The 12,274-nt window shown below is 51.5% G+C and carries 13 protein-coding genes; 3 read left to right on the plus strand and 10 right to left on the minus strand.

Annotated features, from left to right (window positions below):
• Positions 1–247 precede the first annotated feature (247 nt).
• A complete protein-coding gene (locus BIZ37_RS26555; RefSeq protein WP_222939841.1) occupies positions 248–880 on the minus strand; it encodes a sugar O-acetyltransferase in 633 nt (210 codons plus the stop codon).
• Positions 881–1,151: 271 nt separating this feature from the next.
• Here BIZ37_RS26555 and BIZ37_RS26560 point away from each other — a divergent pair, with 271 nt between their 5' ends.
• Positions 1,152–1,946: a transporter substrate-binding domain-containing protein gene (locus BIZ37_RS26560; RefSeq protein ID WP_187464083.1), complete on the plus strand. Its 795-nt coding sequence runs from the start codon at positions 1,152–1,154 to the stop codon at positions 1,944–1,946.
• A gap of 123 nt (positions 1,947–2,069) precedes the next feature.
• Here BIZ37_RS26560 and BIZ37_RS26565 read toward each other — a convergent pair whose 3' ends face one another.
• The 9 genes from BIZ37_RS26565 to hpaH form a co-directional block, all read right to left on the minus strand.
• Positions 2,070–3,521: an NAD-dependent succinate-semialdehyde dehydrogenase gene (locus BIZ37_RS26565; protein ID WP_187464091.1), complete on the minus strand. Its 1,452-nt coding sequence runs from the start codon at positions 3,519–3,521 to the stop codon at positions 2,070–2,072.
• Between the two features lie 35 nt (positions 3,522–3,556).
• Positions 3,557–4,414 carry a 3,4-dihydroxyphenylacetate 2,3-dioxygenase gene (gene hpaD, locus BIZ37_RS26570; RefSeq protein WP_107299507.1) on the minus strand — a complete coding sequence of 286 codons (858 nt, stop codon included), beginning with the start codon at positions 4,412–4,414 and terminating at the stop codon, positions 3,557–3,559.
• A 95-nt stretch (positions 4,415–4,509) separates the two neighbouring features.
• Positions 4,510–5,472 carry an AEC family transporter gene (locus tag BIZ37_RS26575; RefSeq protein WP_187464084.1) on the minus strand — a complete coding sequence of 321 codons (963 nt, stop codon included), beginning with the start codon at positions 5,470–5,472 and terminating at the stop codon, positions 4,510–4,512.
• Between the two features lie 2 nt (positions 5,473–5,474).
• Positions 5,475–5,867 carry a 5-carboxymethyl-2-hydroxymuconate Delta-isomerase gene (locus tag BIZ37_RS26580; protein WP_107299505.1) on the minus strand — a complete coding sequence of 131 codons (393 nt, stop codon included), beginning with the start codon at positions 5,865–5,867 and terminating at the stop codon, positions 5,475–5,477.
• Positions 5,868–5,943: 76 nt separating this feature from the next.
• Positions 5,944–7,464 (minus strand): 5-carboxymethyl-2-hydroxymuconate semialdehyde dehydrogenase, encoded by a 1,521-nt coding sequence (hpaE, locus tag BIZ37_RS26585; RefSeq protein ID WP_187464085.1) that lies wholly within the window; start codon positions 7,462–7,464, stop codon positions 5,944–5,946.
• 41 nt (positions 7,465–7,505) lie between these two features.
• Positions 7,506–8,279 carry a fumarylacetoacetate hydrolase family protein gene (locus BIZ37_RS26590; RefSeq protein WP_187464086.1) on the minus strand — a complete coding sequence of 258 codons (774 nt, stop codon included), beginning with the start codon at positions 8,277–8,279 and terminating at the stop codon, positions 7,506–7,508.
• On the minus strand, positions 8,276–8,926 hold the full coding sequence (locus BIZ37_RS26595; RefSeq protein ID WP_187464087.1) for a fumarylacetoacetate hydrolase family protein: 651 nt from the start codon (positions 8,924–8,926) through the stop codon (positions 8,276–8,278). The genes BIZ37_RS26590 and BIZ37_RS26595 overlap by 4 nt, the downstream gene beginning before the upstream one ends.
• A gap of 25 nt (positions 8,927–8,951) precedes the next feature.
• The gene (hpaI, locus tag BIZ37_RS26600) at positions 8,952–9,773 is read right to left on the minus strand and encodes a 4-hydroxy-2-oxoheptanedioate aldolase (RefSeq protein ID WP_222939843.1); all 822 of its coding nucleotides are present in this window, start codon (positions 9,771–9,773) and stop codon (positions 8,952–8,954) included.
• A 10-nt stretch (positions 9,774–9,783) separates the two neighbouring features.
• Positions 9,784–10,587, minus strand: a complete 804-nt coding sequence (hpaH, locus tag BIZ37_RS26605) for a 2-oxo-hept-4-ene-1,7-dioate hydratase (protein ID WP_107299500.1) — start codon at positions 10,585–10,587, stop codon at positions 9,784–9,786.
• Between the two features lie 470 nt (positions 10,588–11,057).
• Here hpaH and BIZ37_RS26610 point away from each other — a divergent pair, with 470 nt between their 5' ends.
• Both BIZ37_RS26610 and BIZ37_RS26615 read left to right on the plus strand, forming a co-directional pair.
• On the plus strand, positions 11,058–12,083 hold the full coding sequence (locus tag BIZ37_RS26610) for a TRAP transporter substrate-binding protein (protein ID WP_187464088.1): 1,026 nt from the start codon (positions 11,058–11,060) through the stop codon (positions 12,081–12,083).
• Between the two features lie 3 nt (positions 12,084–12,086).
• A partial coding sequence (locus BIZ37_RS26615) for a TRAP transporter small permease subunit (protein WP_187464089.1) occupies positions 12,087–12,274 on the plus strand: 188 nt, incomplete at its 3' end.

Genomic DNA, 12,274 nt, shown 5'->3' on the forward strand with positions numbered 1-12,274 from the left:
AGCTTGAATTCGTCGGTAAAGCTTCGTCTAGTAACAACTTTCATATAAACACCTCTTATTCCTAATAAAGAGGTGTCTACTTTTAGGGGGTCACTTCAGAGGCTAGAGGCTAGAGGCTAGAGGCTAGAGGCTAGAGGCTAGAGGCTAGAGGCTAGAGGCTAGAGGCTAGAGGCTAGAGGCTAGAGGCTAATTAGTTTTGAAGAAAAAGCAGTGGTTATTCCACTGCTTTTTTATTTTAATCGGTGCCTTACGGCTCGATCATAGCGCTGACTTCGGCGCTGAACTGCAGGTCTTTGTAGTAACACTGCTTATCTCGCTTGCCGATTTCCCGCATTACTTTACAAGGGTTGCCAACCGCAACCACGTTGGCAGGGATATCTTTAGTCACCACGCTGCCTGCACCAATCACGCTGTTGTCACCAATGGTCACACCCGGCAACACCACCGAATTTGCCCCAATCCATACATTATTGCCAATCGTCACCGGCATGTTGAATTGCCCGACTTTCTTTCTCAAAGAAGGCTCAATGGGGTGCCCTGCAGTAGCGATTGTAACGTTCGGCGCAAGCATGACATAGTCGCCAATACGTATAGTGGTGTCGTCAACCAGAGTAAGGTTGAAGTTGGCGTACACTTGCTTGCCAATGTAAGTGTGCTTGCCCCAATTAGCCCGTAACGGCGGCTCGAAATAGCAATTTTCGCCCATCTCGGCAAAGAAGTTCTGCAAAATTTCTTCGCGCTTTTTGGCCTCTGAAGGGCGCGTTTGGTTATAGTCGTACAACAACTCAAGACACTGGGTTTGTTCATCAACCAATGCTTGTTCATGCGAAAAATAGACTTCGCCGTTATGCATTTTTTTCTGTATTTCTTCTAGTGACATGGTGGGCTCTCAAAGCGGGCTCGAAAATACACACTCTCTATTTATCAATAGCTGTGCTGCTCGCTGGAGTTTGCCATTTTTGTTCATTGCTTCAATTACATTGGTCACACATATGAATAAACCTCTATAAAATGGGCTATGGGCATGTTATAGAATTGCCAACAAGAGTGTCAGGATTTGCGACAAAAGCGTTCTCTTAGCGGCAGGTTTTTCCTCTGCTGTTAAACTTGAAATACCTTTTTGCGTTTTTTGCTGCCTGAGGTCTTGCACGATGATTAATGCCAAATTAAAGCCTCGCTATCTGATCCCCATGAGGCTGGCGATATATAGCTCAGCACTGTTTGCTGTCGTCCACCTTCATGCCGAGCAAGGAAAACTCACCGTCGCTATATCGACTGATATGCCACCTTATGTGATGGATAACGGCAGTGAAGGCCTTGAAGTGGATATTGTCAGGCAGGCATTGGATGAGTACGAACTGGAGTTTGTCCAGATGCCGCTTAGCGATGTTCAAAACGCAGTCCAAGACAAAAAAGCCGATGTCGCGATTGGCGTCTTGGTAGATGGCGGTGAGATTTTCTATTCTGACCACCTTATTACTTTCGTCAACTTCGCCATCAGCAAAAATAGCGATGATTTGGCGATTGATGCTATCGACGACCTCAAAAACCATCCGGTACTGGCTTGGCAAAACGCCTACCTTGAATTGGGTGACGACTTCAAAGCCCTTTTCTCTCCGGGGTCAGAATACCGCTCCAACTACCATGAGTTCGGCGATCAAGCCCAACAGGTTGCCCAGTTCTGGAAAGCGGACAAGCAAGTGATAGTTATCGACCGCAGCATTTTCGAATTCTTCAGCAAGGCAATGAAACAGTCAATCGACAGTGTCGAATACCATAGCCTTTTCCCACCGGTGACGGAATTCAAAGCAAGCTTCAAAGACAAGGCGGTCAAAGATGCATTCAACAAAAAGCTCAAGGAAATGTGCCAAAGCGGCGATTACGTCAAACTGCTAGAGATGTATGACGTCAAACTGGAACGAACGGTATGTGAAAAAATCAACTAGGTAGGTTTGGCATTTGCCCAATAGAAAACACCACGGACAACGACCTGTTCGTGGTGTTTTTCTATCTAAGATTTGCTCAAAGTAAGATCAGCTCACCGTCTTCCAGCACTATGTAGTACATCTTTATTCCAGCCCCCCCATAAACAGGTACTTCATCTCCAGGTAGTCTTCCATACCGTGGCGGGAGCCTTCACGGCCAAGGCCGGACTCTTTAACGCCGCCGAAAGGCGCTGCTGCAGTGGAAATCAAACCTTCGTTGATACCCACCATACCACTTTCCAGCGCTTCGCCTACCCGCCAAGCGCGGCCCAGTGAACGGGTATAGAGGTAGGCGGCCAAGCCTGAATCGGTATTGTTGGCGCGCTCGACCACTTCCTGTTCCGAGCTGAAGCGGAACAAAGGTGCCAGTGGACCGAAGGTTTCTTCGCCCGCCACCAGCATCTCGTCTGTCACATCCACCATAACATGCGGTTGGACAAACAAACCTTTTTGCTCGGCGAGGTTACCGCACAGTACCTTCGCCCCTTTGGCAAGGGCATCATCAATATGGCTACGCACTTTCTCGACCGCACCGCTATTGATCATCGGACCAATTTCGACCCCGTCGGCAAACCCGTCGCCGACAGTGAGGTTGGCAACCCGGGCGGCAAGCTTTTTCGCAAACTCATCGTATACCGCATCATGGACAAAGATCCGGTTGGCACAGACGCAAGTCTGGCCGGCATTGCGGAACTTGGCAATCATGGCACCATCGACTGCCGCATCGATATCGGCATCGTCAAACACAATAAACGGCGCATTGCCGCCAAGCTCCAGTCCCATTTTCTTTATAGTGGCTGCCGACTGGTTCATCAGGATCTTGCCGACATTGGTCGAGCCGGTAAAGGAGACCTTGCGTACCTTCTTATGTGCGGTCAGCACGCCACCGATAGCTATCGCATCACCGGTGATCACATTGAGCAACCCGGCTGGCAATCCCGCCTGCTCTGCCAATTCGGCCAATGCCAACGCGGTAAACGGGGTTTCCGGTGCCGGTTTCAGTATCACCGCGCAGCCCGCAGCGAAGGCCGGGGCACATTTGCGGGTGATCATCGCCGCCGGGAAGTTCCAAGGGGTTATGGCCGCAACTACACCGATGGGCTCTTTGGTTACCACGATTTTGCCATCGGTTTTGTGGCTTGGGATCACCTCGCCATAGGCTCGCTTGGCTTCTTCGCTGTACCACAGCACAAAGCTGGCAGCATAAGCGATCTCTCCCTTGGCTTCGGCAAACGGCTTGCCTTGCTCGGTGGTCAGGATCCTCGCCAGATCCTCAGTATTTTCAACAATCAAATCATACCAACGGCGTAGCACCACCGAGCGATGATCCGCCGTGGTCTGCTTCCACTGCTCAAACGCCTGCTGGGCAATGTCGACACACTGCGCGGCCTCTTTCTCGCCCATGTAGGGTACATGGCCGATCACATCCTGAGTCGATGGGTTGGTAATCTCCGTAGTCTGGCCATCTACTGCATCAGACCATTCACCACCGATATAGCCTTGCTGTTTGAACAGCGCCGGATTATTCAAATTTATTTGCAAATCAGCCTGCAATTCCATCTGCCCCCCCATTATTCCGTTACCTCGAACAATACGTTTACCTGCCCGGTACCGGAGCTTGGGAAGTATTCGGTCACAATCTCTGCTTTGCCCTCGTACTTATCCCAGCCCAATGCGCCAAACAACATCGCGGTGTCATGCATACCGCCTTCGCCAGAGCACAGCGCCGCATAGTCCGGCAACATGTCCAAGAAGGTTTTGTAGTCACGGCTCTGCCACAGATCCAACACTCTCAGGTCGACCTGGCGGTTGAACTCTTTGGAGATAGTGAAAGTGCCATTGTTGGCGGCATAGTCATCGTTATCCCAGATACGGTGGGACAACGAACCCGAGGCCAGCAGCATCACCCTGCTATCGCTCTCCTCAATCGCTTCGCGGATTGCCTCACCGAGGATACGGGATGACTCAATGCTGTGTACCGAGCACCACGCAGCAACCGATACCACCTTGAAGTGACTGTCTTCGTTCATGTAGCGCATCGGCACCAAGGTGCCATATTCGAGATCCAGCGACTCGACCTGATGGGAAAGGGTAAAGACCCCTTTATCGGTCGCTTTGTCCGCAATGCGGTTGCCGAGTTCAGCATTACCGTAATATTGATACTCTAGGTTCTGGATAAAATGCGGGAATTCGTGGCTGGTGTAATTACCGGTGAATTGCTGGTTGGCATTGATATGGTAGCCGGCATTAACCAGCCAATGGGTATCGAGCACGACAATGGTATCGACGTCCAGATCCTTGGCAAGCTGGGCAATCTGCTTGTGCCCATCAATAGCAGCCTTGCGACAGCCGTGCAGCTTACCTGGCTGCTCGGACATAATCATGGTCGGTACGTGAGTAATTTTTGCTGCAACACAGAGTTTGCCCATAATAGATTCCTTTTCTCAATCACATCCTGTCGGTAGCGGACGTCAGTTTCAGTTATTGGTCATGCCCTTGGTGGGCTAATAATCAAAAATTCAAATCAAAACAGTATCAGTGCAAGGGTGGTAAACGCGCTTACCGTTAACATGCCAAACAAGGTGGTCGGCAGCAGCACCGCAGAACACAATCCCCCCATCTGGTAACGCTGGCCAATCACGGCATACACGCCGAACATCGGCACACTGGCCAGAATCACTCCTACCGCACTCATCATCGGATCAAGCTGGAATACCACCAGCAACATGACCAAAATCGACAGCGGGTGGATCAGCAGCTTGGCAAACATCACGGTACCGATTTCCCGCTTCATACCCGATACGCTCACACCTACCAAGCCGCCACCAATAGTGAACAGAGCCACTCCGGTGACTGTGCTGGCCAACATATCAATAATGCGTTCAGCCGCCTGTGGTGGGTGTAGTGACATCGCCGAGCACGCCAACCCCAATACAATCGAAAGCACAATTGGGTTCTTTGCCAGGTTGAGCGCGGTTTCTTTCATTTTTCCCTTGAGGTTGGTCCCGCTGTCGTTATCCGCCATATCGGCCAAACCAAGCAGCAAAGGCAGCATGATCAGGTTCTCGACAATCAAAGTGAGGGAAAATGGGATCAACGCCGGGGTATCAAACAGGAAAAAGATGATCGGAAACCCAATCAGCAAGCTGTTGGAGAAGCTGCCCCCTAACCCCAGCACCACACTCTCGACCGGTGTCCTACGAAGCATCCAGATGGCATAGGTAAAGACCAAACCGAATGCCACCAACGACCCTAGGGTGTAGGCCAAGATATAGTCGGTATGCCACACTTCCCCTAACGATTTGGTACTCAGGGCACTGAAGATGGCAGCCGGCAAACCAAAATTGAACACAAAGGCCGCCAGCGCCTTGTGCCCATTCTGCGGCAAGATCCCACGGCGGAACGCGAGATAACCTAACCCTATCATCAGGAACACCGGCATGATGGTGGAAAAGACATATTGGAAGTGCGTCCAAGCCTGCCCCATGGCTACTGTCCTTGTTTCGCCAGTTTCTGGTGAATATTGTTCTTGCGGTAATTGAGCACCGGATGAAGCTCGGTCATCTCAAAGCCGACACTCAGGTAACGTTTTTCAAAGGTCGGGGCCAGATATTGGCTAAACACGTCGAACACCCTATCGGCAGCGGCCTTCAAGGTGTCCATGTCCCGCCCAACACCGACCTTGGCGGTCAAATGGATAAAGCTATTTTCCGGATCTTCGTCGGCGATCAACACATGATCACAACGGATTGCCCGGGTACGGATCCCACCTTTGGGGAACACGCCAGTCTCAATCGCCTCGCGATGGATCACTCGCATCAAGGCTGGGATATCAACGTCTTGTTCCAGATTCGCTGAATATTCCATGATGAAATGAGGCATTATCCTTCTCCTCTTACAAAGGGCCCCGGCACCTAGCCAGGCCGGGGTTCCCTAATCACACAATGTATCTAATTTCTTATTTGCCTAAAGAAGGCACGTTATGGGTATCGTGGGCAATACAGATATTTTTGGTTTCCATGTAGAAGTCGAAGCTCCAGTCACCGCCATCACGGCCAACGCCGGACATCTTCACCCCACCAAACGGCGACGGCAGGTTGCGGTTGTTTTCCGAGTTCACCCAGATCATCCCCGCTTCGACATGGGTTGCCATGCGCATTGCCCGACCGGTATCACGGGTCCAGATATAGCCCGACAGGCCGTAGTCAGTATCGTTGGCAATTTGCAGCGCCAGCTGTTCCGTGTCGAATTCGATAGCCGTCAGCACCGGGCCAAAGATCTCTTCCTTGGCCACACGCATGGTGTTGTCCGCTTCGGTAAACAAAGTCGGCGTTAGGTAGTTACCGTTACCCATTTCTGGCAACGCGCGGCCACCGACCGCGATGGTTGCCCCATCCTGCTCGGCAAAGTCCATGTAGCTCAATACTTTGTTGTAGTGAGACTGGTGAACCAAGGGGCCGACTTCGGTTTGTGGATCCAGCGGGTGGCCAACTTGCAGGTTCTCGACGCGTTGCTTGAGGGCTTCGATGAATTTTGGCTTGATGCCTGACTGTATAAGCAAGCGGCTAGAGCTGGTACAGCGCTGGCCGTTGAGGCTGTAAATCATAAAGACCACCGCATCCAAGGCGCGGTCGAAGTCGGCATCATCAAACACAATCACCGGGTTCTTGCCGCCTAATTCGAAGTGAACACGCTTAAGCGTCGGTGCGCCCTGAGCCTGAATCATCGAACCGGTGACTGTCTCGCCGACAAACGCCACCGCCTTGATAGCCTTATGCTCGGTCAGTGCCTTGCCCGCGACCTCACCAAAACCATTTATCATGTTCCAGACCCCAGCAGGCAAACCTGCCTCTTCGGCACACTCAGCCAAAATAGCTGCAGTTAACGGACTGAACTCCGCTGGTTTGTGAACCACAGTACAGCCTGCTGCCAGCGCTGGTGCAATCTTCCAGGTCGACAGCATAAATGGGGTATTCCACGGCGTAATAACGCCAACAGGGCCAATCGGCGTACGGATGGTGTAGTTGGTGTGGTTGTCCTGATGCAATGACAGGCCATTTTTAGCTTCAGGCGATTTGTCGGCAAAAAAACGGAAGTTAGCTGCGCCACGTACCGCAGCCTGGCGCATGAAGCGCAGCGGCTGGCCGCAGTCCATAGATTCCACCAAGGCAATCTCTTCGGCGCGCTCTTCGATTTTATCTGCCAGCCTGTGCAAGATCTTACGGCGCTCAGCCCCGGAGATTGCCGCCCACTCAGTAAAAGCTTTTTCGGCAGCCAAACATGCTTGGTTAACATCTTCTGCCGAGCCTTTGACCACTTTGCCCAACGAGGTATTGTCGGTTGGCGTCAGGTTATCGAAGGTTTCCCCCTCCGAGCCCAGTGTCCATTCGCCATTGATATAATGGCCCAGGGTTTGGTTCTTGAATCGGGCTAAATAGCTGTTGGCCTTGTTGATGTTGGTATCGAGTTGCTGAGTCATAATTTTCTTCCCTAAATCTTGTTATTGGCTTGGGTAACAGGCTAGTCAGTCAGTTCACCATAGAAGGCCTTCTCTGAAAGCACCGGGTTTTCCAGTGTGCCGATCCCCTCAATCGAGCAGCTCACCACATCACCCGGCTGGATATCCTTCAACCCTTTCGGTGTCCCAGTGGCAATCAGATCCCCTTCATTGAGCGTCATGAAGCTGCTGAGGTACTCAATCAAAAACGGAATATCGAAAATCATATCGGCGGTCGTGCCCTGCTGGGTCAACTCGCCATTCACCCGGGTTTCCAGTGCCAGATTGCTCACATCGGCAATATCGGCTGTATCGACAATCCAAGGACCGATAGGGCACAGGGAGTCACGGCTCTTCACCCTTAGGTTCGGGCGGTAGTAGTTCTCGAGGTAATCACGGATCGCGTAGTCATTGCAGATGGTATAGCCGGCTACATAGTCCAGCGCCTCTTCGCGTTTGATGTTCTTGCCACTTTTGCCAATGACGGCCACCAGCTCACACTCATAGTGCATAAACTCGATATCATCCGGGCGGTAGGAAGGCTGCAGGTGGCCGGTCAGGGTGTTACCGCCCTTTAGGAATACCAGCGGCTCTTTCGGCGGCTCGAACGCCAGCTCCGATGCATGGTCGGCGTAGTTCAAGCCAAGGGCAAAAATCGTCCCCGGATTCTCCACTGGGCATAACCATTTTACTGCTTGGGATGGCAGTACCTCGCCACATGCAGTCACCAGATCGCCTTCAAAATTGACGATGACTTCCAACACTTTTCCTTTGTATTCCACTCTGGCGCGCTTCATGCGTACTGGCCTCCCACTGTGTTTTGTAAACGGATTGACTGACCTAAAGAGGACGACACCTTGTCATAGGGCTGCAATGCGATACGCTCCCCGGCAAACCCGACAGCGATAATATCGCCGGCTTCTAGTGTCATGATGTGGGAAATTCGCTCCAGCAGTGCCGGGACATCCCAGTAAAGGCGAGAAAGTGGCAACTGCTGTGCTGGCTGGCCATTGACCATAGTCGTAACTACCAACTCTGATAACTCGCCGACATCAGAAAGCGTGACGGGAGATGACAAAGTCGCCGAGCCATCCAGGCACTTGCCCTTGATATCCGGGCGGTAATAGCTGGTTTCCGGTAAGGAGAAGTCATGCAGCAGGGCAACCCCTTCGACATACTCCAGTGCCTGCTGCTCAGGCACCCGGCAGCAAGTCTTGCCGATAATTACCGCCAAGCTAGCACCAACAACAAACTCGTCGCTATTCGCAGGCCAAGCCACTGCTTCCGATTCATTGTTCCAGGTATTCCTTGGCTTGAAATACAGCACCGGCTGTGTCGGTGGTGCCTTGTAAGGCGGCTCGTTAAACTGCCCGGCCATCATTTGGCGTTGCTCGCTATCGTTGAGCGCAACACACACCACTTTGCCTTTAAACATCTTTTCCATATCTTCCTTTTCAACCCCGCGATTCTTAGTACACGTTGGCAACTGCAGCCGCTTTAGTGCCAGTGTCGCTGTCCTTATCTTTTAATGTCTTGACTAGCCCTTCTGCGCCCTGACGCAGTAACAGAGTGTCTACCCCAGCACCGATGAACTTCACCCCTTGTTCGACATACCCTTTCGCCTGCGTCGGGTTCAGGGACAAAATACCCACGGCTTTGCCGGCACGGTTTATCACCTCAATGGCATGGTCGATAGCCGCCACCACATCCGGATGTCCCGGGTTGCCGATATGTCCCATCGAGCCGCTGAGATCCGACGGCCCGATAAAAATGCCATCAATCCCTTCCACTGCCGCAATGGCCTCGATATTTTCAATCGCCTCGACCGTTTCCACTTGTACCAGCAGGCAAATTTCTTCATTGGCCTGATGCAAATAGTTGGGGATACGGTTCCACTGCGAAGCCCTTGCCAGCGCACTGCCGATGCCACGCTGCCCCATTGGCGGGTAATAGACAGACTGCACCACCTGCTGGGCCTGCTCGGCGTTGTTGACCATAGGCACTAACAGGGACTGGGCACCGATATCCAATAAGCGTTTTAGCAGTGTCGGGTTGCCATCTTCGGCCCGTACAATGGCCGATGTCGGGTGCGGCGCTAGCGCCTGCAAGTGATACTTGATGCCTGTAAGGTCGAACGACGCATGCTCACCATCGATCAATACCCAATCGAAACCACTGCCGCCGCAAATTTCTGCACAGCTGGTATCAGGTAGGCCAAGCCAAAGCCCCCATAGCGGTGCGTCTTGCTTGAGGGCATGCTTGAATACGTTAGTAGAGAGTTGATTACTCATTAGCTTCCCCCTAAACAAACTTAACCGAGATGCCGCCAAGCGGGCCGAAGTCAGCATGGATACTGTCACCGGCTTTCACCGCCACCGGACGGGTAAAGGAGCCAGCCAAGATCACCTGTCCCGGTTCTAGCGAGACACCGTGTGGTGCAAAGCGCTTGCACACCCAGCAAATGCCATTGGCAGGATGGCCCAACACACCGGCGGCGAGGCCGGTTTCTTCGATTTGGCCATTGAGATAAAGCATGGCCCCAGCCCAGCGCAGGTCGAGCTCGGTCGGTTTGATAGGACGGCCGCCTAGGATGATCCCGGCGTTGGCGGCATTATCAGCGATAGTGTCGTACACCTTACGGGTGTAGCCAGATTGCGGGTCGGTACGGTGACAACGGGCTGCAATCAGCTCCAGTGCCGGTACTACATAGTCAGTCGCATTAAGCACATCGAAAATAGTGATGTTGTCGCCTTCGAGCTTATCCTTGAGAATAAAGGCCAGCTCTACCTCGATACGCGGGTCGAGAAAATCATCTGCGGGAATTTGGGCACCGTCAGGAAAAAACATGTCATCAAGCAATACGCCGTAATCTGGCTGGTCAATATTGACCGCCATCTGCATCGCCCGTGATGTCAGACCGATTTTGTAACCTTTTACTTCAGCCCCTTCACGGATTTTTCGCTCCACCCAACGGCTCTGAATACGGTAGGCGTCATCCATACTCATCTCTGGGTAGTCTAGGGTCAATGCCGGGATCTGCTCCCGTCCTTTCTCTGCTTTATACAACCGCTCTGCCGCTACATGGATTTGATCTTCCGTTAACATTTCGCATTCCTTTTTTCTGGCTGACTGATTGCCAACGTCCCTTGTCTACGGTCATGCTGTCAGGGAAAGCAATTAGCAACTAATTAACATGTTAAATACATTAGTTAATATGTTAACTAATGTCCAGGCATTCATCAAAAGAAGAGTAAAATCAAATAAAACAAGAACATAAATTAGAATATTGATATTTTCATATTTGTCATGCAAATCGTGTTACATCCAGAATGCTAGCAAGATCACATTAAAGGGAGGTATTTACAGACTGGTCATTAATCAAACAGGCAGGAAAATAATCTCGGGAGTGATTTTATTTTCGAATCATTGATCCAGTTAACAAAGCAACAGGAAATTAACACATTTTATTAACAACCCCTTTGCTTTATCACGAATTAGTTAATATGTTAACTAAAGTCCAATAACGACTCACCCAGTGAGCACTACTCATCATCCATAACTAAAGGAATCCTGTTATGCGTGTAACCAAAATTGCCTCCATGACTACCGCTGCACTAATGATGTTTTCTACCTATACCGTGCAGGCCGCCCCTGAAAAAACTATCAAGATAAGTACCTGGGGCTCACCAAACCACGGTATCAACAAAGTTGTCTGGCCGACGTGGGGGGAATGGGTTGAAGAGGCCACTGAAGGCCGCGTAACGGTAAAGGTGGAATATGACCTTGCCCCTCCGCAAACCCAAATTGATGTCGTTACCGATGGCATCGGTGAAGTGACCTGGATTTACCATGGCCATAAGGCAGGGCGTTTCAAGCTCACCCAACTGCCAGAAATTCCAACCTTTTCAGACTACGCCAGCTCCGAGCTGATTTCCCAAGCTTATTGGCGGACCTATGAGGCTTACCTGAAGAAAGGCCGCGAGCACCGTGGGGTTGAGGTCTTGGCGCTGAGTGTCAACGGACCGGGCCAGTTGATCACCAAAGGTCCCGTCTCGTCACTGGATGATATCAGAGGCAAAAAACTGCGTGTCGGTGGCGGGGTGATCTCTGATATCGCCAAGGACATGAAGGTAACCCCGGTGTTTACACCAACCACCAAAGTCTATGAATCGATTTCGCAAGGCGTGGTCGACGGCACTTATCTACCATACGAATCGTTAGCCTCATTCCGCTTGGCTGAAGTTGCTGACAATACAACGGTTTATCCTGGCGGCATCTTCCGCGGCAGTTTTGCCATCGTGATGAACCGCGACACGCTATCAGGTTTATCAAAAGCCGATCAGGAAGCGATCCGCAATGTCTCCGGCGAAAAGCTCTCTCGCTTGTTCGGCAAGATGTGGGATGACATGGACAACGTCGGCTACGAAGCTGCTATTGCCAATGGTCACACCTTCACCCCAGCCTCCGCTGAGATGGTGGCTGATTTGAAAAAATCGACCGAGCCATTGGTTAACAAGTGGTACAAGTCGGCCAAACAACGCAAGATCGACGGCGAAGCGGCCTACAACTACTTCTACCAAGAGCTTGAACAAGGACTGTAAGTTATGAGTTGCTCAAGACTTTCCAAGGCGATTCGGCGAGGGTTGGAGGCCCTTGCTGCTCTCAGCCTGATGCTAATGATGGTGATCACCTTTGTTGATGTTGTCGGGCGCTTCTTCTTCAGTAGCCCGCTGATCGGCTCCACCGAGATGATCGAGGTATTACTGGCGGTGATGGTGTTTATGGCGTTTCC

It is taken from the genome of Photobacterium sp. BZF1 (assembly GCF_014349205.1).
GTDB lineage: Bacteria > Pseudomonadota > Gammaproteobacteria > Enterobacterales > Vibrionaceae > Photobacterium.

Bases quoted from the DNA above. Each gene is read 5' to 3' on its own strand.
- BIZ37_RS26595 (WP_187464087.1), bottom strand. From the start codon at position 8,926: ATGGAAAAGATGTTTAAAGGCAAAGTGGTGTGTGTTGCGCTCAACGAT.
- BIZ37_RS26610 (WP_187464088.1), top strand. From the start codon at position 11,058: ATGCGTGTAACCAAAATTGCCTCCATGACTACCGCTGCACTAATGATG.
- BIZ37_RS26560 (WP_187464083.1), top strand. From the start codon at position 1,152: ATGATTAATGCCAAATTAAAGCCTCGCTATCTGATCCCCATGAGGCTG.
- hpaH (WP_107299500.1), bottom strand. From the start codon at position 10,587: ATGTTAACGGAAGATCAAATCCATGTAGCGGCAGAGCGGTTGTATAAA.
- hpaD (WP_107299507.1), bottom strand. From the start codon at position 4,414: ATGGGCAAACTCTGTGTTGCAGCAAAAATTACTCACGTACCGACCATG.
- BIZ37_RS26555 (WP_222939841.1), bottom strand. From the start codon at position 880: ATGTCACTAGAAGAAATACAGAAAAAAATGCATAACGGCGAAGTCTAT.
- BIZ37_RS26575 (WP_187464084.1), bottom strand. From the start codon at position 5,472: ATGGGGCAGGCTTGGACGCACTTCCAATATGTCTTTTCCACCATCATG.
- hpaE (WP_187464085.1), bottom strand. From the start codon at position 7,464: ATGACTCAGCAACTCGATACCAACATCAACAAGGCCAACAGCTATTTA.
- BIZ37_RS26580 (WP_107299505.1), bottom strand. From the start codon at position 5,867: ATGCCTCATTTCATCATGGAATATTCAGCGAATCTGGAACAAGACGTT.
- BIZ37_RS26590 (WP_187464086.1), bottom strand. From the start codon at position 8,279: ATGAAGCGCGCCAGAGTGGAATACAAAGGAAAAGTGTTGGAAGTCATC.
- hpaI (WP_222939843.1), bottom strand. From the start codon at position 9,773: ATGAGTAATCAACTCTCTACTAACGTATTCAAGCATGCCCTCAAGCAA.